Raw genomic sequence first — 19,702 nt, forward strand, 5'->3', positions numbered from 1 at the left:
CCACCCCCGCCCGCGAATTCCGGCCCCCTCCGCGAATTCCCGACCCCCAGGGAGCCAACGTGCCCGCACCGATGAAGCTCGGTTCCGTCCTCGGCGGCCGCTACAAGGTCGTCACCGACGTGCTGGCCACCGCCGAGGGCGACCACGTGCTCGAAGGACAGGACCAGATCCTCGGCCGTCGCGTGTCGATCCTGCTGCCGGCCGAGCGGCACACGTCCCTGCTGGTGGAGAACGCCCGCTCGATGGCCAACGGCAGCATCGGCGCCCCCTTCCAGATCCTCGACCTGGGCCAGGCGGAGGCGCACACCTACCTCGTGACCTCGCACACCCCGGCCGCGGACATGCTGGATTCCCTGCTCGTGGAGCCGGACGACGTCGAGGACGAGTCCCTCAGCGACGACATCTTCGGCGCCCCGCGCGGCAGCGGGGCCGGGAGCTACGTGTACGACGAGCCGGACCCCACCAGCCCGACCCCCGTGGTCGCGACGGAGGCCTCCGACGACCTCGGCGGCGCGGCCCCCCTGCCCAAGGTCACCCGGTGGCGGGACGACGACTCGTACGAGGACGCCGCGCCCGCGCCCTCGGTGCGCACCCGGCTCGGCCGGCCCGTGCGGGTCAGCGCCACCTCGACCCGCTCGACCCTCTTCGACCGTGCGGCGGCCAGCGGCACCGCGGCCTCGGCCGTCCGCACGGCCGGGACCGACATCGACCCGGGCTACGACGGCGACAACCGCTACGACAGCTACGACAGCTACGACAAGTACGACGACTACGACAGCTACGACGACGGGCGCCCGGACACCGCCCACGGGCCGGAGGAGGCCCCCGCGGCCGCGCCGCCGCGGAAGAAGGAGCAGACCGCGGACCGGCCCCAGAAGAGCGGCAGGGGTCTGCTGCTGCTCCTGGTCCTGCTGCTGGCCCTGCTGATCGGCGCCGTGGTGTTCAGCTTCGACCGGCTGGGCGGGCTGTTCGCCGGGCCCGGGAGCCCGGAGCCCGCAGTGAGCGCGCCCGCCGAGGAGCAGGCCGACGTCGGGCAGGAGCAGCCGAGCGCGGAGCCGGAGGCCCCCACCGCCGTACCGGAACCCCGAGCCGTCACCCGGGTGGTGCCCGCCGACCCGGGCTTCATGGCCGACCAGGACGCCCAGCTGGGCCAGGCCGTCGACGGCAACCCGTCCACCTACTGGATCAGCTACGGGTTCTCCGACCAGAACTTCGGCAACCGCACGCCGAGCGTGGGCCTCGCGGTGGAGCTCGAGGAGCCCGCGCCCGTGGAGACCCTGAGGCTCAACCAGTCGGCCGGCTCGGGCGGGCTCTTCGACGTCTACGTCAACGACGCCCCGACCCTGGACGGCGCCGACCAGGTGGCCTCCGGCTCCTTCACGGGCCCGGAGATCACCGTGCCGCTCTCCGCCGCGGCCCGGGACGGGGAGCACGGGTACGTGATCGTGAACTGGACGCAGCTGCCGCAGCTGACGAACCCCATCGCCGGGTTCAACTACGGCCTCCGGATCGGGGAGATTCAGCTCGACTGAGGGCTCCTCTCCCCCGCCGGGCCCGGCACGGCGGGGGAGGCACCGGAATATCCGCCGCGCGCGCCCCGTTGTGCCAGTGGTCCCTGCGGTCGGCGTGCCCGGCCGCTCCTTGTACGGAAGGTCTGCAGAACAGTGAGCCCCGACTTCGGTCCCGTGATCAACGCCTTGAACCTCGTTCCCTCGGCCGGCGAGCCGACGGCCACCACGGACGACGAGACCGTCCACGAGGTGATCATCGTGGGGTCCGGTCCCGCCGGGTACACCGCGGCCGTCTACGCCGCGCGCGCCAACCTCTACCCCATCGTGTTCGCCGGGTCCGTGACCGCGGGCGGCGAGCTGATGAACACGACCGAGGTGGAGAACTACCCGGGGTTCATCGACGGCATCCAGGGCCCGGAGCTGATGTCCAACATGCAGCAGCAGGCGGAGCGCTTCGGAGCCGACATCCGCTACGAGGACGTCGTGGCCCTCGAGCTCGAGGGCGAGGTCAAGACGGTGACCCTCGAGGACGGCTCCGTGCACCGCGCCCACGCCGTGATCCTCGCGACCGGCTCCGCCTACCGGGAGCTCGGCCTGCCGGACGAGAAGCGGCTCTCCGGCCACGGGGTGAGCTGGTGCGCCACTTGCGACGGCTTCTTCTTCAAGGAGCAGCACATCGCGGTGGTGGGCGGGGGCGACTCCGCACTCGAGGAGGCCACGTTCCTCTCGCGCTTCGCCTCCAAGGTCACGATCATCCACCGGCGGGACAGCTTCCGCGCGTCCGAGATCATGCAGCAGCGCGCCTTCGACGACCCCAAGATCGAGGTCCTGTGGAACGCCGAGGTCGTGGGCATCAACGGTGCGGACAAGGTCCGCTCCGTCACCGTCCGCGACACGGAGTCCCGGCAGACCACGGAGCTGCCCGTGACGGGCCTGTTCGTCGCCATCGGTTCCGACCCGCGGACCGAGCTGGTCAAGGACCAGCTCGAGCTCACCGTGGACGGCACCATCGCGGTGGACGGCCGCAGCTCCACCACGAGCCTCGCCGGGGTCTTCGCCGCGGGCGACGTCGTGGACGCCACCTACCGCCAGGCCATCACGGCCGCGGGCTCCGGATGCGTGGCGGCCGTCGACACCGAGCACTACCTCGCCGCCCTGCACGACCGCTCGGTGCTGCACAGCTGAGCCGTCCCGGTCGAGGCGCCCGCCGGCGCCCTGACCGGCATGGGCCATAATCGAACCGGATCCGCCTCTCGCACGAGTTCCACCCAGAGCGCGCCGAGCATGCCGTGAGCGTGCCGGCGCCAGGACAAGGAGAAACATGAGCGCCGCCAAGAACGTCACCGACGCCGACTTCCGCACCGAGGTCCTCGAGTCGGACAAGCCCGTCATCGTCGACTTCTGGGCCGAGTGGTGCGGCCCCTGCCGCATGGTCGGCCCGGTCCTCGACGCGATCGCCGCCGAGCACGCCGGCGCCGTCGAGGTCGTCAAGCTCAACGTCGACGAGAACCCCGCCGTGGCCTCCCAGTACGGCATCACCTCGATCCCCGCCATCTACCTCTTCTCCGGCGGCGAGGTGGTCAAGAAGGCCATCGGCGCCAAGCCGAAGAGCGCCCTGGAGAAGGAGTTCGCCGACTACCTGGTTCCCGGGAACTGAACGGTCCCCGACATCCGCGACGCCTCCGGCTCGTCCGCCCCTCCCCCTGCCGGGGCAGGGCGGACGGGCCGCCGTCCTGGCACCCCGCCGACCATCTCGACCCGTGGGACACCCGTGAACAACGACGACACCGAACCGATGCTGCGCCGGACCATGACGAGCCGACGGGTGGTGAGCCTGCGGGAGCGGCTCATCCGGGCCGGCGTCACCGTGGCCTATCTCGCGCCGCAGGACGTCAACAACCCCTCCTACTTCGACGACCACGTCGACGCCGCCGTGCGCGCCTTCCAGCAGGAGCGCGGGCTCATCGTCGACGGCCTGGTGGGCCCGGAGACCGACCGGTGCCTCAACGAGGCGCAGTACGCCCTCGGCGACCGCCCGCTCTATGTCGACGAGCACCGTCCTCTGCGGGGCGACGACGTCACCATGCTCCAGCACAACCTCTCGAGGTTGGGTTTCTACTACGGCCACCTCAACGGGGTGTTCGGCAGCAGCACCCACCACGCGGTCATGGAACTCCAGCAGAGCCTGGGCCTCGGGACCACCGGCGTGGTGGACCGCGAGACCATCGCGTCCCTCGCCCGGATCAACAAGAACATCACGTCCTCCAAGGCCTTCTCGCTGCGCGAGTACCACCGCCTCGAGCGCGCCACCTCGGCCCTGCGAGGGCGCTCCGTCGTGCTGCTCCCGTCCGGGGCCGCCGGCCAGCAGCCACCCGCCGCGGCGGCGCCGAGCTTCCGCGACCGCGCCGACGAGGTGACCGGCGACGTCGCTCTCCGCGCCTACGAGCTGCTGCACGAGATCGGCGCGGACCCCTCGGTGGTCTCCCCCGGACGAGAGCTCCGGGACCGCCGCGGTGAGCCCGTCCGGACCGTCGACTCCGCCCACGAGGTCGTCACCGGAGGCCGGTCGGACTCCGTGGTGGTCACCCTGCACTGTGACTGGAACTCCTCCCCCGCAGCCGGTGGGATGGCCTCGTACTACTGGGGGGAGCAGGACCGGTCCGAGATCTACTCCCCCATCGGTGAACGCGCCGCGGTGCTGGTGCTCAAGGAGATGGTCGCCCGGACGGGCGCGCTCGACCTCGGCACCCACGCCCGGCAGTGGGACCTGCTGCGATCCCAGGACGCGCCGACCATCTGGCTCGACCTCGGCTATCTCTCCAGCCCGGCCGACCGCGCCGCCCTGGCCGATCCCGAGCACCGGAACCACCTGGCCGAGGCCGTCGTCTTCGGCCTGCAGCGGATGTTCCTGCTCGCCGAGGACGACGTTCCCACCGGGACCATGAGCGTCGACGACGTCGCCGAGTACAACGGTCGCTGATCCGCCCAGGGCCGCGCGCCCAGCAGAGAAGCCCCGGTGTTCCACGTGGAACACCGGGGCTTCTCTTCGCCGGGACCGGTCTAGGTGCGGTCCATGCCGGGGTCCAGCACTTCGATGATGCGGTTCAGGTCCTCCACCGAGGCGAACTCGATGGTCATCTTGCCCTTGCGGGCGCCCAGGGCGATCCGGACGCTCGTGTCCAACCGGTCGGAGAACGCCTCCGCGATGTAGTCCAGCCGCTCCTTGTGGCGGCCTGCCGGAGCGGCCGCACGCGACGGCTTGCGCTTCCCCGTCTCCGTCAGCTGGACGGCCTCCTCCGTGGCCCGCACCGACAGACCCTCCGCCACGATGCGTTGCGCGAGCCGCTCCATCTCCGCGGGGTCCGGGAGGGAGAGCAGGGCGCGGGCGTGCCCCGAGGACAGCACGCCTGCCGCGACGCGGCGCTGGACGAGCGGCGGCAGGCGGAGCAGGCGGATCGTGTTGCTGATCTGCGGACGGGATCGTCCGATCCGGCGGGATAGTTCCTCCTGCGTGGTGCCGAACTCGTCGAGGAGCTGCTGGTAGGCCGCCGCCTCCTCCAACGGGTTCAGCTGGCTGCGGTGCAGGTTCTCGAGCAGGGCGTCCCGCAGCAGGTCGTCGTCCGCGGTCTCCCGCACGATGGCCGGGATGGTGGGGAGACCTGCTCGCTGCGTGGCGCGCCACCGACGCTCACCCATGACGAGTTCGTAGGACTGCTCGCCGTCCTCGCGGGTCGGCCGCACCACGATCGGCTGGAGCACGCCGAGCTCACCGATGGAAAACGCCAGTTCCGCCAGCTCCTCCTCGTCGAAGATCTGACGAGGCTGCTTGCGGTTGGGGTGGATGGACGCCACGGGGATCTCGGCGAAGGTGGCTCCGGGCACCGCCGCCAGCTCCGCGGCACCGGTGTCCGTTTCACGTGGAACGTCGCCCTGCTTTTCTGCGGTCGTCTCGGCGCCGAAGGGTGCGGGTGAGTCCGCGGACTCCGCCGTGCCGTCCAGTCGTTCCTCCGCGGACGCCGCCACGGCCGCCGTCCCGGCCGTATCTGCATCCGATGTTTCACGTGGAACAACGCCCTGCTGCCCCGGCGCCGTCGATCCGGGCACCGGGACCTCGCCGACGGGCGACGGCGCGCGGTCGGTGACTGTCGACGACCTACCGTCCTCCGGAGCACCGGCCGACGGCACGAAGAACATGTCGGACGGCCGGCTGACCAGGGTCGTGTTGCGCAGCGCCTCGCCCATGTCCATGCGTGCCTTCACGGCCTTCTGCCGCGCCGCAGGACTGACGGACCGCCCACGGCCACCGGAACCGGGCCGCTTCGGGGGCTCTGCCGACACCGTACGCTTCGATGAAGCGGGGGCCCCATGCGCCTGGCCGTCCGCCCATTGTCCGCCCTCGGACGGAGCGGCAGAGCCGTCGGCGTCTTGCGGGCCTGGGGTGACGGAGCTGCTCGCCGTCTCCGTGTCGGCGCCTCGGCCGGGAGTCGGGGCAGCCTCCGGCGCAGGACCCGCGATGGACTGCGGTGTTCCACGTGAAACGCCCGAAACCGGCGTGGCGGATCCGCTCGCCCCATCGGCGTCGTACGTCGGCGTGTCAATGGGGGCGGCGCCGGCGTCCGGGCCGTCTTTCACCGCGCCTTCCGGGGCCGGTGCACTGGGGATCAATGCCCCCAGTCCTCGGCCCAGACCACGTCGTCGTTCGCTCACGGTGTTCCTCTCCCTCGCCCGGCAATCCGGACAATTCTAGCGGAGCCGCGCATTCCGACGTGCCGTTTCACGTGGAACGGTGGGTTTCGTCCGGGTCCCGGACCGGCAGAGCACAGCGCCCCCCTCCGCAACGAATACGGCGCAGCGCCCACTATCGGACGCGCAGAGGACAGTGCCCCCGCCGGAACGGCTTGGGCACAGGAGACCCAACTCCGCAACGGCTTAGGCACAGCACCCACCGCAGGAACCGACGAAGCACACAACCCACTTCCGGACCGGCAGAGCGCGGCGCCCGCCTCCGGGGGAGGCGGGCGCCGGGCGGGGGAGTCGTCGGGGCGGTGGCTCAGCGCGGGGGGCGCTGGGCGATCTCGGCTGCAGCCTCCAGGTAGGACAGCGCACCCGTGGAACTGGGGTCGTAGCTGATGACGCTCTGCTGGTAGCTCGGCGCCTCGGAGATGCGCACGGAGCGGGGGATCATGGTCTCCAGGACCTCGGCGGGGAAGTGGTTGCGCACCTCTTCCGCCACCTGCGACGCGAGATTGGTCCGCCCGTCGTACATCGTCAGCAGGATGGTCGAGACCGACAACTCGGGGTTCAGGTGCTTCTGGATCATCTCGATGTTCTTGAGCAGCTGGCTGAGCCCCTCCAGCGCGTAGTACTCGCACTGGATGGGGATCAGCACCTCGGTGGCCGCCACGAACGCGTTGAGGGTCAGCAGCCCGAGACTGGGCGGGCAGTCGATGAAGACGTAGTCGAGCCGCTCCAGTCCGTCGGCCTCGCGCTGTTTCGCGTACGCCTCCAGGGCCCGGCGCAGCCGGTGCTCCCGCGCCACCATGGAGACGAGCTCGATCTCCGCGCCGGCCAGGTCGATGGTGGCCGGAACGACCCAGAGGTTGTCCGCCTCGGCGGAAGGCTTCACGGCATCGGCGATGGGCATCTCGTCGATCAGCACGTCGTACGTGCTGTCGACCTCCGAGTGGTGCTCGACACCGAGGGCCGTCGAGGCGTTGCCCTGGGGGTCGTTGTCGATCACCAGCACGTTCTGCCCCTGCCGGGCCAGCGCCACGGCGATGTTGACCGACGTGCTGGTCTTGCCCACGCCGCCCTTCTGGTTGCTGATCGTGAAGATCCGCGTTGCGGCGGGCTTCTCCAGCTGGACCTTCTTCAGCCTGGCGCGTCGCCTGGTCTCCTCCACGAGCTTCCTCCCCAGCGGCGTGTCCTCCGCCATCGTTGTGGTCATGTTGGGCAGCTGTCCGTTCGTTTCACGTGAAACACGGGTACCCCGGTCCGGAACAACCTTGACCGGTTGATCGAGTGGATCGGGGGGGAACTCGGCGTCGAACCCTCGCGGACCTCCCGCGCCGTCGTCGATCGGCATCTGACTGCGCACCTTCCCGGTTCGTCTCGAACTCGTTCCGTCGGAGCACCGCCTCCTGTGGGGGAGGGGCGCCTGGGGCCGCGCCGCAGGTCAGGTCGCCGCCGGCCTGGGGCCGAGCTCGGCGCACCGCCCGTGGCACACTCCTCCCAGCCTACCGCCGACGCCGCGCGCAGCGGGCGGTGGCCCTCAGAGCCGGACCCGGACCACCGTGGTGGGCTCCTCGAGCAGTCCTCCGCCGGCCGGGACGATCTCGGTGGATCGGGCGCCCAGGCGGTCCAGCTTCTTCTGCGCCTTGGCCACCTCCTCCGCCGCGGACCGTCCCTTCAGGGCGAGGAGCTCACCGGTGCCCCGCAGCAGCGGCAGGGTGATGTCCACGAGGCCCACCAGGGCCGAGACCGCCCGGGCGGTGACCACGTCCACCTCGCCGACCTCGTCCTTGGCCTGCTCCGCCCGGGCCCGGAGCACGCGCACGTTGCGCAGACCGAGGTCGGCCACGACCTCGTCCAGCCACTGCACCCGCCGCTCGAGCGGCTCGATGAGCGTGATCCGCAGGTCGGGTCGTGCCAGAGCCAGGCAGAGCCCGGGCAGGCCCGCGCCCGAGCCGACGTCGGCCACACGGGCGTCGGCCGCGATGAGCTCCTCCACCACGGCGCAGTTGAGCACGTGGCGGCTCCACAGCCGGGGCACCTCGCGGGGACCGATGAGCCCCCGGACGATGCCCGAGGACGCCAGGTGCGCCACGTAGCGTTCCGCCAGGGGCAGCCGCTCGGCGAACAGCCGCTCGGCGGCGCGCCGCTCCTGCTCGTCAGGGACCGGGGGGTCCTGCGGGGCGGGGGAGGTTCGCTGCTCCGCGGACATCAGCCCTGCGGAACGGACACGACGATGTGCCGTGCCGCCCCTTCGCCCTCGGACTCGCTGACGAAGCCCTGCTCGGCGACCACGTCGTGCACGATCTTGCGCTCGTAGGCGGACAGGGGGTCGAGGTGCACGCGCTCCCCGGTCTCCCGGGCCTCGCGCACGGCCGCGAGCGCCAGGTCCTGGAGCTGGCCCGCCCGGCGGAGCCGGTAGCCTCCGATGTCCAGCACGAGGCGGGAGCGGCGCTCCGTGGCGGCGAGGACGGCGAGCCGCAGGAGCTCCTGGAGCGCCTCCAGGACCTCCCCGTCCTGGCCGACCAGCACTGCGAGGCCGTCCTCGTCGTCCCCGTCGGCCACGACCGACAGGTAGGTGCGGCCGTCGCGGACCTCGATGTCGATGTCGCCGTCGAGGTCTGCCGTGTCCAGCAGCTCCTCGAGGTAGTCGGCCGCGATCTCGCCCTCCTCCTCGAGCGGGTCGGCCGTGGCGTCGTCCTCGCCGCCGTGCCGCCCGGTGGCTCCGGGCTCGGACGCCGGCCGGTCGGTGCTCCCGGACCCGAGTGGCTGCGGGGCCGGGGTCTCCGTCTCGACGACGCGCCCGGCGCCGTCACCCGGCGCGGGGGGCTGCACGTCGTCGGCGTCCTGGGTGGTCTGCCGGATGTCGGTCATGTCGTCTCCTGGGGCCGTGGAAGCACGGGGCCGGATGCGCCGGCCCCGTGCGGGGAGGTGGTCGGGCCGATGCGGTCGGCCGCGGTCAGCGCGCCTGTTTCCGTTTCGCCTGCTGTTTCTGGCGCTTCTTGCCGACCGGCTGCTGACGCTGCCCGGCGGCGGCGCGGGCACGCTGCTCCTCGATGTCGGCCTCGTGCTCCTCCTGGGTCTTGCCGAGCGGAGGGAGCCCCTTGGCGGCGCGGCGCTCGTTGAGCTCCTGCTCGGCCTGCGAACCGGGGGTCGGGTTGTTGCGGATGACCCACCACTGCTGGCCCATGGACCAGACGTTGGAGACGGTCCAGTAGATGAGGACGCCGATGGGGAAGTTGATGCCACCGATCGCGAAGACCAGGGGGAACAGGTACAGCATCATCTGCTGCTGGCGGTACATGGGGGAGGCCTTGGCCGCCTCGCTCATGTTCTTGGCCGTCAGCTGCTTCTGGGTGAAGAACTGCGAGGCGGACATCGCGATGATCATCACGACCGCCAGGAGGATCGTGGCCACGTGGTTGCCGTCGCCCGGGTTGAGCAGCGTCGAGAACAGCGGGGCCCCGAAGAACGTGGCCTCGTTGAAGGACTGCACGGTGGCCGCGTTCAGGACGTGCACGCCTTCTCCGGCGGCCGCCGACTTGGGCACGCCGTTGAGCACCTGGAACAGGCCGAAGAAGATCGGCATCTGCACCAGGATGGGCAGGCAGGCGGAGAAGGGGTTGGAGCCGTGGCTCTTGTACAGCTCCATCTGCTCCTGGGCCATGGCCTGCCGGGACAGCTGGTCCTTCTTGCCCTTGTACTTGGCCTGGAGCTTCGCCATCTCGGGCTGCAGCTCCTGCATGCCGCGCATGGACTTGATCTGCTTGAGGAACAGCGGGATGGTCAGCGTGCGCATGACCAGGGTCAGGCCCACGATGCACAGCACCCAGGTGATGCCCGCGGCGGGATCCATCCCGATGGCCGTGAGCAGTTCGTGGAACACCCACAGCACGGCGGAGACGACCCACCTGAAGGGGAAGAGGATCATTTCGAACAGGTTCATGGGGAAGGCTCTCCTTGGGCCGCGGGACCGGTGCCCCCGGCGGGGTGGTGCTGGTGGCGCTCGGCAAGGGTGGGATGGTTCAGCAGGACGATCCGGGGAAGGGACGCGAAGTCGGGGAAGACCCGGCCCCCGTCCGGGACCCTGTCGATCCCACCCGCCGCCCAGGGGTGGCAGCGGAGGAGCCTGCGGACGCTGAGGCCCAGCCCGCGCACGGCGCCGTGCACCGTGACGGACTCGAGGGCGTAGGCCGAGCAGGAGGGGAAGTACCGGCAGACGTCCCCGTACAGGGGGGAGACGATCGTCCGGTACAGCTTGAGGCCTGCGATGAGCGCGTTCTGGGGCAGGAACCACAGCGCCTGCCACGCCGACGCCGGGCGGACGAACTCGTGGGGAGCCGCGGCGAGGAGGTCCTCGGGCGCGTGAGCGTGCTCGCTCATGACTCCGGCTCCTCCCGTGCGGGTCGTCGGTCTTCTGCGGTGGTCGTCGGCCCGGCGGTCCCGGCCCGCGCGGACGCCGTCCGCCATGCCTTCGCGTAGTCGGCGGCCAGCTCCGCCCAGTCCGCGCGGGCGGCGGGCGGCAGCGCGCGCACCACGACGTCGTAACCGTACGGGTCCTGCCTGACCGTGGTCTGGGCGAGCTCCCGGAGGCGTCGCTTCACCTTGTTGCGGCGCACGGCGTTGCCCACGGCCTTCGAGACGATGAAGCCGAACCGGGACGGGTGCTCCTCGCCGGTGGGACGCACATATACGACGACGTTCCGGCGCCCGTTGCGGGCGCCGGAACGCGTGGTGGCCGAGAACTGGACCGAGGTCCGGATCCGGTGCTGCTCAGGCAGCACGGTCCCGCTCCTGCCCGGCCGGTGGCGGAGGCGGCTCGGGCACAGCGCCGACCGCCCGTCGCGGGGCGGTCGTCGGAGGCGCCGGTGCCGACACGGACCGGCTCAGGCGGAGAGCTCGGTGCGGCCCTTGCTGCGGCGGGCGGCGAGGATGGCGCGGCCGGCGCGGGTGCGCATCCGGGCACGGAAGCCGTGCTTCTTGGCGCGACGGCGGTTATTCGGCTGAAAAGTCCGCTTGCTCACTGGTTACTCCAAAGGCGTCAGGGTGTGCGCCCGTCCTCGTGACTCGTCCGCACCGGTTCGGCGCGGGCGAGGGGAACGGTCACAGCGGTGCTGGTGGATGCGTCCGAGCATGCGGATGGGCATGACAGTGGACACAGAAGACTACTTCACCCTAGACAACGGGCAGGGGGCGGTCAAATCAGCGCGGGGTGGCCGCGGGCCCCGGCGCCGCCGGGGGAGGAGCGGGACGGCCGGGGAGGAACCGGAGCGATGGGTGCTCGAGCGCCGGGCCGGGCGCCGGGCTGCCCGGCCCCGCTGTGCAGTTCACATCCTACCCACAGCTGTGCACGGATCTTCATCACATCCTGTGGAAAACCTGTCCCCCCGGAGCCGCGGAACCACGCGGATCCGGGTCCGAACTACACGTCTGTAGTTCCCGGAGCCCCCGGAAAACGGCTATGAAGTGGTCTGACGCATGTTCTAGGCTGGCACTCGCGGCTGGCCCCCGACAGCTTTTCCACCGTTGTGAACAACGCTGTGGACAAGATCCCGTCGACGGGGCCGGGACGACCCGTCCACCGCCTCGTCATCCCGACGACATCTCGACAACAGCAGGAGTACGCGTGGGCACGCAGGACAATCAGGCGCTCAGTGCGCAGTGGGCCGAATGCGTGCAGTACATGTACGAGGATCCCATGACCACGGGTCGCTACCGGGGGTTCATCTCCCTGGCCCAGCCCCAGGGCCTGATCGGCACCACGCTGCTCGTCGCGGTCCCCAACGAGCTCACCCGCGAGTTCTTCCAGAACCAGATGGCCTCCGTGCTCCGGTCCTCCGTGGGCCGTGCCTTCAGCCCCGAGACGCTCGTGGCGTTCGTGGTGGACGCCGACCTCGAGACCGCTCCCGCACCGGAGGCCGGGGCCTCGACGCCCACCGCGGTCCTGCCCCCGATCGGCGAGCTCGAGGCGGAGCGAAACCGCGCCGATCTGCCCGCGCGGGTCGGCCACGCCGACACCGCCGACGCGGTGGAGGTCGACCGCCGGGCCCACGGTCCGGCCCGGCAGCCCGTGGGACTCGGGGCCGCGCCCCCGGAGCAGGCACACCGCTCCGGCCTGGACAGCGCCGACCGCACCCTGCCGCCGCCGCGGGACCCGCAGGCCGCGCCGCCCCGGCGTCCCGTCCAGGACACCGGCACCGCACCTGCCGTGGTGGGGGAGTGGGACAGTTCCGCGCGGCTGAACCCCAAGTACGTCTTCGACTCCTTCGTGATCGGCCAGTCCAACCGGTTCGCCCACGCCGCGGCGTTCGCGGTGGCCGAGACCCCGGCCAAGGCCTACAACCCCCTGTTCATCTACGGGGAGTCCGGACTGGGCAAGACGCACCTGCTGCACGCGATCGGCCACTACGCCAAGCGCCTCTACCCCCAGGTGCGGGTGCGCTACGTGAACTCGGAGGAGTTCACCAACGACTTCATCAACTCGATCCGCGACGACGAGGGCTCCTCCTTCAAGGAGATCTACCGCAACGTGGACATGCTGCTGATCGACGACATCCAGTTCCTCGCGGGCAAGGAGCACACGCAGGAGGAGTTCTTCCACACCTTCAACGCGCTGCACAACCACGAGAAGCAGATCGTGATCACCTCCGACATGCCGCCCAAGCAGCTCACGGGCTTCGCCGAGCGCATGCGCTCCCGCTTCGAGTGGGGCCTGATCACCGACGTGCAGCCGCCGGAGCTCGAGACGCGCATCGCGATCCTGCGCAAGAAGGCCACCAGCGAGGGCATGGACGCCCCCGACGACGTGCTGGAGTACATCGCCTCCCACATCTCCACCAACATCCGCGAGCTCGAGGGCGCCCTGATCCGGGTCACCGCGTTCGCCTCGCTGAACAAGCAGGCCGTGGACCTGCCGCTGGCGGAGCTGGTGCTCAAGGACCTCATCACCGACGACGGCGCGCAGGAGATCACCGCGGCCTCGATCCTCGCCCAGACCGCGGTCTACTTCGACATCACCCTCGAGGAGCTCAAGAGCAAGTCCCGCACCCGCACCCTGGTCACGGCCCGGCAGATCGCCATGTACCTGCTGCGGGAGCTCACCGACATGTCGCTGCCGAAGATCGGCCAGGAGCTGGGCGGGCGCGACCACACCACGGTGATGCACGCCGACCGCAAGATCCGCACCCTGATGGCCGAGCGCCGGCAGATCTTCAACCAGGTCACGGAGCTCACCAACCGGATCAAGCAGCAGCAGCGCGAGGGCTGAGCGCGGATCCCACCCCTCCTCGAAGGGCCCGGCGGAGCACCGCCGGGCCCTTTTCGTGTAGTTCGTCCACAGGCTCCAACCGCGGGATCCCGCGCCCGCCGGCACCCTCCTGCACAGGATTTCCGCACTTGTGGAGGGCCTGTGCACAGGACAGAACCCACACCTGTGGATAAAATTGTGGAATTCCCCGCCCGATCGGTGGAGAACCTCGGTACAACCCGGCGGAGGGCTGTGGAACCCGCGGAACCACGCGGATCTCGTCCACCGGCAGCGGGCGTTCCGGTGGAGCGCGAACCACAGGAACTCAACAGCCCCCGGCCGCCCGGGCTCTGGCCGAGAGGCAGTTATCCACAGATTCCACAGCGGTTATTAACACTCCCATCCTTAAAGAGAGATCTGGCCAAACAACAAGAATCCTGGCGCCGCGACCCCGTCCGGGAGCTTCCGGACGGCCGAACCACCGGAAGGCCGCCACGGCCCGGCCGAATGGCCGTCCCGTGAAACGGACGGATACGATGCAGAGGGCGGAGACCACGTCCGCACCGCTGCACCTCGCGGCGCAGCCGGCGCCGACCTCGTCGGGACCGTGGCTTTGCCCTCCTTGCTCAGACTGAAAGGCAGCAACCTCTCGTGAAGTTCTCCGTCGAACGCGATGTTCTCGCCGAGGCCGTCACCTGGACCGCTCGGTCCCTCTCTCCTCGGCCCCCGGTCCCTGTGCTGTCCGGTCTGCTCATCCGTGCGGAGGGCGGGTCGCTGTCCATCGCGAGCTTCGACTACGAGATCTCGGCGCGGCTGTCGATCAGCGCCGACGTCCGGGAGGAGGGCACCACCCTCGTCTCCGGCCGACTGCTCGCCGACATCTGCCGCTCCCTGCCCTCCGCCCCGGTGGAGGTGCACGCCGACGAGGGGAAGGTGACCCTGACCTGCAGGTCCTCGCGCTTCAACCTCGCGGCCATGCCGGTCGGGGACTACCCCGAGCTCCCCGCGCTGCCGGACGTCTCCGGCGTGGTCGCCGGCGACGAGTTCGCCCAAGCCGTGGCGCAGGTCAACATCGCCGCGAGCAAGGACGACACCCTGCCGATCCTCACCGGCGTGCGCGTGGAGATCGAGGGCGAGAAGATGACGCTACTCGCCACCGACCGCTACCGGCTCGCGATGCGCGAGCTCACCTGGCGGCCCAGCACCCAGGACATCTCCACGGCCGCGCTGATCAAGGCGCGCACCCTCAACGACATCGCCAAGACCCTCGGACCTGCCGGTGACATCAACATCGCGCTGTCCGACTCCGCGGAGCTCGTCGGCTTCGAGTCCGGTGGCCGCCGCACCACGAGCCTGCTCATCGACGGCGAGTACCCCAAGATCCGGTCGCTGTTCCCGGAGCACACCCCGATCACCGCGGCCGTCCGCACCACCGAGCTCGTCGAGGCCGTCCGGCGCGTCTCGCTCGTCGCCGAGCGCAACACCCCCGTGCGCCTGGCCTTCACCCAGGGGCAGGTGGCCCTGGACGCCGGGACCGGCGAGGACGCCCAGGCCTCGGAGGTCCTCGACGCGCACCTCGCGGGCGACGACATCACCGTGGCCTTCAACCCGACGTACCTGTCCGAGGGGCTGCACGCCTTCGCCTCCGACTACGTCCGGTTCTCCTTCACCGCCCCGCCCAAGCCGGCCGTGCTCTCCGCCCAGGCCGAGCCCGAGGGCGAGGACAAGGACGACTACAAGTACCTGCTGATGCCGGTGCGGCTCCCCAGCCAGTGACCGGCCGGCCCGGAACCGGAAGCTGCTGATCCCGGCGTGTTCGTCGACCACCTCTCCCTGCTCGACTACCGGACGTATGCCCATCTCGACATACGTCTTGCCCCCGGGACCACCGTGTTCCTGGGGCCCAACGGCGTGGGCAAGACGAACATCGTCGAGGCCCTGGACTACACGGCGGGCCTCTCCTCGCACCGGGTGTCCTCCGACGGCCCGCTGATCCGCTTCGGCGCCGATCGTGCGATCGTGCGCGTCCGGGTCCGGCGGGGCGGGCAGCAGACCGTCCTGGAGCTCGAGCTCAACGACGGCCGCGCCAACCGGGCGCGCATCAACCGGGCCTCCCCGGTGCGCGCCCGCGACGCGCTCGGGATCGTGCGGACCGTCCTGTTCTCGCCGGAGGACCTGGCCCTGGTGAAGGGCGACCCCTCCCACCGCCGGCGCTTCCTCGACGACCTCGCGAAGTCCATGCGCCCGGTGCTCGCCGGCACCCTGGCCGACTACGAGAAGGTGCTCAGGCAGCGCAACGCGCTGCTGAAGTCGGCCCGCCGGAGCGGCCGGATCACGGACGCCCACCGCTCGACCCTGGCGGCGTGGAACGACCAGTTCGCCCGGACCGGTGCCGGCATCCTGCATGCGCGCCTGCAGCTCATCGACGCCCTGGCACCCCAGGTCGCGACCGCCTACGGGCAGCTCACGGACGGGGGCAAGGAGACGACCCTGCGCTACGTGTCCTCGGTGCTGCCCGAGGGCGCGGCCGGGGACGCCGAGCGGCTGCGCGGGTTCACGCCCTCGGACCTGCACCAGCTGATCCTGGACGCGTGCGAGGCCTCGGAGCAGCGGGAGCTCGAGCGGGGGCTGACCCTCGTGGGCCCGCACCGGGACGAGCTCGAGCTGCTGCTCGGCGCGGCGCCGGCCCGGGGCTACGCCTCGCACGGCGAGACCTGGTCCTACGCCCTGGCGCTCCGGCTGGGCTCCTGGTACGTGCACCTCGCGGACGACCCCACGGAGGGCGCGGCGCCGATCCTCGTCCTGGACGACGTGTTCGCGGAGCTCGACGCCCGCCGCCGCAGCCGGCTCGCCGCGATCGTGGCCTCCGCGGAGCAGGTGCTCGTGACCGCCGCCGTCGAGGAGGACCTGCCGGCCGAGCTCGTCGCCGCCCCGCACGACGTGGTGCGGGTGGGTCCCGGCACGGCCGTGCGGGACGACGACCCGGTCCCCGCCGGCACCGGGCCGGAGCCGGAGGAGGCGTCGTCGTGACCGGGCCGCAGCGCGAGGACGGGCCCGTCCCCGCGGAGGAGCCCCCGGAGCCTCCCGTCCCCGAGGCGAACGTCGTGCGGATCGAGGACGAGATCGACGCGCCGGTCGCGCTGCTCACCCGGATGCGCCGTGCCGCGGAGGCGCGCGGGGACGGGCGGCTGCACGGCGCGGCCGCTCGGCGCAACCTCAAGGGCTTCGGCGCCGCGATGGAGTCGGCCACCGCGTCGGCCGCCGAGCGCCTCGGCCGCAGGGGCAACGACGTGGACCCTCGGGCGCTCGGCGGGTACTCCGGGGCGGGACGCTCCGCCCGCGACCCCCGGGGCGTCGGCTCGGTGCTGGACGGGCTCGTGTCCGGCCGCGGTTGGAAGGCGCCGGTCGCCGTGGGCTCCGTGCTCGCCCGCTGGGACGACCTCGTGGGCCCGGGCATCGCCGGGCACTGCCGGCCGGAGAGCTTCGACGAGACCGTGGTGCGGGTCCGGTGCGACTCGACCGCCTACGCCGCGAACCTGAGGCTCATGGTCCCGCAGCTGCTGCGCATGTTCGACGAGCACCTGGGGGAGGGCATCGTCACCCGGATCGAGATCCTCGGCCCCGCGGCCCCGAGCTGGAAGCGCGGCCGCCGCTCCGTCCAGGGCCGCGGGCCCCGCGACACCTACGGGTGAGGCCGGCGGCCCGGACCGCTGAGCGGCCTCGTGGCGCGCTGCGCCCCCCGGGGCATGTCCCGGGGGTGGCGGAGCGGAGAAAAAGTGGTCCTGAGGCCCTTTCCAGGCCGCTCAGAGGGACCTGGGAGCACCCGGTGGCCGCGGTTATCCGATAGAATCGGTTCCAGACAGCAATCGACGGACCGGGCCCCCACGGCCGGTCGCGGGTCCCCGCCCGCGGCGGGGACACCCGGAGACGTCGACCCGTTCCGACCCTGCACGAGCCGATGAGCCGCCGCACGTCTCATCGGCGTTCTCCTGTGCCGTCCGGAGCGGGACCGGTGTGCCCAACAGGAGGAGCCAGGAACCCGTGGCAACAGAGGATCCGCAGAAGCGCGAGTACGGTGCCGGTGACATCACCGTCCTGGAAGGTCTCGAGGCCGTCCGGAAGCGGCCCGGCATGTACATCGGCTCGACCGGCCCGCGGGGGTTGCACCACCTCGTGTACGAGGTGGTCGACAACTCGGTGGACGAGGCCCTGGCGGGCTACTGCGACCACATCGAGATCACCCTCCAGGCCGACGGCGGCGTCAAGGTCGTGGACAACGGCCGCGGCATCCCCGTGGACATCCACCCCACCGAGGGCCGGCCCACCGTCGAGGTCGTCATGACGATCCTGCACGCGGGCGGCAAGTTCGGCGGCGGCGGCTACGCCGTCTCCGGCGGACTGCACGGCGTGGGCATCTCCGTGGTCAACGCGCTGTCCCGGCGCGTCGAGACGGAGGTGCGGCGCCAGGGCCGCGTCTGGCGGATGGTCTTCGCCGACGGCGGCATCCCGCAGGGCGAGCTGGTCCGGGGCGAGGAGACCTCGGAGACCGGGACCACCCAGGTCTTCTACCCGGACCCCGAGATCTTCGAGACCGTCGACTTCGACTTCGAGACGCTGCGGGCCCGCTTCCAGCAGATGGCGTTCCTCAACAAGGGCCTGCGGATCACCCTGACGGACGAGCGGGCGCCGGAGGAGTCCGGTGAGGAGATCGCCGGCTCCGCCTCCGACCGCACCGCCGTCCACGCGGACGCGGAGCCGGTGGAGGGCCGCGACGGCGGCACCGACGTCGCCCGGCTCAACCACGAGGACGAGGACGGCGCCGGTCACCGCCGGGTGGTCTACAAGTACGACCACGGCCTGCTCGACTACGTGACGTTCCTGAACACGTCCAAGAAGGCCGACCTCGTCCACGACGACGTCATCGCGCTCGAGTCCGAGGACCCGGAGCGGAAGATGTCCCTCGAGCTCGCCATGCAGTGGACCACGGCCTACACCGAGTCGGTGCACACGTACGCGAACACGATCAACACCCACGAGGGCGGCACCCACGAGGAGGGCTTCCGCTCCGCGATGACCTCCCTCGTGAACCGCTACGCCCGCGAGAACAAGCTGCTCCGGGACAAGGACGAGAACCTCACCGGCGACGACGTCCGCGAGGGCCTCACGGCCGTCATCTCGATCAAGCTCGCCGAGCCCCAGTTCGAGGGCCAGACGAAGACGAAGCTCGGCAACTCCGAGGCGAAGACCTTCGTCCAGCGCGAGGTGAACAACCGGTTCGGCGACTGGCTCGAGCGCAACCCGGCCGCCGCGCGGGAGATCATCCGCAAGGCCATCAACGCCTCGCAGGCGCGCCTCGCGGCCCGCAAGGCGCGCGAGACCACCCGGCGCAAGGGCCTGCTCGAGTCGGGCGGGATGCCGGGCAAGCTCAAGGACTGCTCGTCCAAGGACCCGTCCCTGTCCGAGATCTACATCGTGGAGGGCGACTCCGCCGGCGGCTCGGCGGTGCAGGGCCGGGACCCCGCGCACCAGGCGATCCTGCCTCTGCGCGGGAAGATCCTCAACGTGGAGCGCGCGCGGCTGGACCGGGCGCTGTCCAACACCGAGGTGCAGTCGATGATCACCGCCTTCGGCGCGGGCATCGGCGACGACTTCGACATCGACAAGGCCCGGTACCACAAGATCGTGCTGATGGCCGACGCCGACGTGGACGGCCAGCACATCACCACGCTCCTGCTGACGCTGCTGTTCCGGTTCATGCGCCCGCTCATCGAGCACGGCTTCGTCTACCTGGCCCAGCCGCCGCTGTACCGGATCAAGTGGTCCAACGCCCCGCACGACTACGTCTACACGGACGCCGAGCGGGACGAGGCGCTGGCGCGCGGGCTCGCCAACAACCAGCGCATCCCCAAGGAGAACGGCATCCAGCGCTACAAGGGCCTCGGCGAAATGGACTACACCGAGCTGTGGGACACCACGATGGACCCCGACCACCGCACCCTGCTGCAGGTGACCATGGAGGACGCGGCCGCCGCCGACCAGATCTTCTCCGTGCTCATGGGCGAGGACGTCGAGTCCCGCCGCGAGTTCATCCAGCAGAACGCCAAGGACATCCGGTTTCTCGACATCTGATCCGCGACATATGTCCCGCCCGGCATGTCATGACCGGGGGCGGGGGCCGCGCAGGACACCGAGGACCAGCAGACAGAACGGAAAG

The 19,702-nt window shown here is 71.0% G+C and carries 17 protein-coding genes; 9 read left to right on the forward strand and 8 right to left on the reverse strand.

Annotated features, from left to right (window positions below; all coding sequences use genetic code 11):
* Positions 1-59 precede the first annotated feature (59 nt).
* The 4 genes from ABD220_RS05665 (at position 60) to ABD220_RS05680 (ending at position 4,491) form a co-directional block, all read left to right on the forward strand.
* A complete protein-coding gene (locus tag ABD220_RS05665) occupies positions 60-1,532 on the forward strand; it encodes a hypothetical protein (protein ID WP_344120600.1) in 1,473 nt (490 codons plus the stop codon).
* Between the two features lie 165 nt (positions 1,533-1,697).
* Complete coding sequence (trxB, locus tag ABD220_RS05670; protein WP_425552517.1) at positions 1,698-2,696, forward strand: thioredoxin-disulfide reductase; 999 nt, start codon at positions 1,698-1,700, stop codon at positions 2,694-2,696.
* Between the two features lie 136 nt (positions 2,697-2,832).
* The gene (gene trxA / locus ABD220_RS05675; protein WP_344120603.1) at positions 2,833-3,168 is read left to right on the forward strand and encodes a thioredoxin; all 336 of its coding nucleotides are present in this window, start codon (positions 2,833-2,835) and stop codon (positions 3,166-3,168) included.
* Between the two features lie 114 nt (positions 3,169-3,282).
* A complete protein-coding gene (locus ABD220_RS05680) occupies positions 3,283-4,491 on the forward strand; it encodes a peptidoglycan-binding protein (protein ID WP_344120605.1) in 1,209 nt (402 codons plus the stop codon).
* An 80-nt stretch (positions 4,492-4,571) separates the two neighbouring features.
* Here ABD220_RS05680 and ABD220_RS05685 read toward each other — a convergent pair whose 3' ends face one another.
* The 8 genes from ABD220_RS05685 to rpmH form a co-directional block, all read right to left on the reverse strand.
* Entirely contained in the window at positions 4,572-5,771 is a 1,200-nt protein-coding gene (locus tag ABD220_RS05685) for a ParB/RepB/Spo0J family partition protein (protein WP_425552513.1), read from the reverse strand.
* A 790-nt stretch (positions 5,772-6,561) separates the two neighbouring features.
* Positions 6,562-7,458, reverse strand: a complete 897-nt coding sequence (locus ABD220_RS05690) for a ParA family protein (protein WP_344120607.1) — start codon at positions 7,456-7,458, stop codon at positions 6,562-6,564.
* Between the two features lie 324 nt (positions 7,459-7,782).
* Positions 7,783-8,454: a 16S rRNA (guanine(527)-N(7))-methyltransferase RsmG gene (rsmG, locus tag ABD220_RS05695; protein WP_344120609.1), complete on the reverse strand. Its 672-nt coding sequence runs from the start codon at positions 8,452-8,454 to the stop codon at positions 7,783-7,785.
* Positions 8,454-9,116 carry a Jag family protein gene (locus tag ABD220_RS05700; RefSeq protein ID WP_344120611.1) on the reverse strand — a complete coding sequence of 221 codons (663 nt, stop codon included), beginning with the start codon at positions 9,114-9,116 and terminating at the stop codon, positions 8,454-8,456. The genes rsmG and ABD220_RS05700 overlap by 1 nt, the downstream gene beginning before the upstream one ends.
* Positions 9,117-9,201: 85 nt before the next feature.
* Entirely contained in the window at positions 9,202-10,188 is a 987-nt protein-coding gene (gene yidC / locus ABD220_RS05705) for a membrane protein insertase YidC (protein WP_344120613.1), read from the reverse strand.
* The gene (yidD, locus tag ABD220_RS05710; RefSeq protein WP_344120615.1) at positions 10,185-10,625 is read right to left on the reverse strand and encodes a membrane protein insertion efficiency factor YidD; all 441 of its coding nucleotides are present in this window, start codon (positions 10,623-10,625) and stop codon (positions 10,185-10,187) included. The genes yidC and yidD overlap by 4 nt, the downstream gene beginning before the upstream one ends.
* Positions 10,622-11,026: a ribonuclease P protein component gene (rnpA, locus tag ABD220_RS05715; RefSeq protein ID WP_344120616.1), complete on the reverse strand. Its 405-nt coding sequence runs from the start codon at positions 11,024-11,026 to the stop codon at positions 10,622-10,624. Before rnpA ends, yidD begins: the two co-directional genes overlap by 4 nt.
* A gap of 102 nt (positions 11,027-11,128) precedes the next feature.
* Entirely contained in the window at positions 11,129-11,266 is a 138-nt protein-coding gene (gene rpmH / locus ABD220_RS05720; protein WP_019181680.1) for a 50S ribosomal protein L34, read from the reverse strand.
* 659 nt (positions 11,267-11,925) lie between these two features.
* On the opposite strand from rpmH, the gene dnaA reads away from it, so the two are divergent.
* The 5 genes from dnaA (at position 11,926) to gyrB (ending at position 19,617) form a co-directional block, all read left to right on the forward strand.
* On the forward strand, positions 11,926-13,509 hold the full coding sequence (dnaA, locus tag ABD220_RS05725) for a chromosomal replication initiator protein DnaA (RefSeq protein ID WP_425552518.1): 1,584 nt from the start codon (positions 11,926-11,928) through the stop codon (positions 13,507-13,509).
* Positions 13,510-14,139: 630 nt separating this feature from the next.
* A complete protein-coding gene (gene dnaN, locus ABD220_RS05730; RefSeq protein WP_344120622.1) occupies positions 14,140-15,264 on the forward strand; it encodes a DNA polymerase III subunit beta in 1,125 nt (374 codons plus the stop codon).
* A 36-nt stretch (positions 15,265-15,300) separates the two neighbouring features.
* Positions 15,301-16,518: a DNA replication/repair protein RecF gene (gene recF / locus ABD220_RS05735; protein WP_344120624.1), complete on the forward strand. Its 1,218-nt coding sequence runs from the start codon at positions 15,301-15,303 to the stop codon at positions 16,516-16,518.
* Entirely contained in the window at positions 16,515-17,180 is a 666-nt protein-coding gene (locus tag ABD220_RS05740) for a DciA family protein (RefSeq protein ID WP_344120626.1), read from the forward strand. Before recF ends, ABD220_RS05740 begins: the two co-directional genes overlap by 4 nt.
* Positions 17,181-17,529: 349 nt before the next feature.
* Positions 17,530-19,617, forward strand: a complete 2,088-nt coding sequence (gene gyrB, locus ABD220_RS05745; protein WP_344120628.1) for a DNA topoisomerase (ATP-hydrolyzing) subunit B — start codon at positions 17,530-17,532, stop codon at positions 19,615-19,617.
* Positions 19,618-19,702: the final 85 nt, after the last annotated feature.

This window comes from Kocuria aegyptia (genome assembly GCF_039530085.1).
Taxonomy (GTDB): Bacteria; Actinomycetota; Actinomycetes; order Actinomycetales; family Micrococcaceae; genus Kocuria; species Kocuria aegyptia.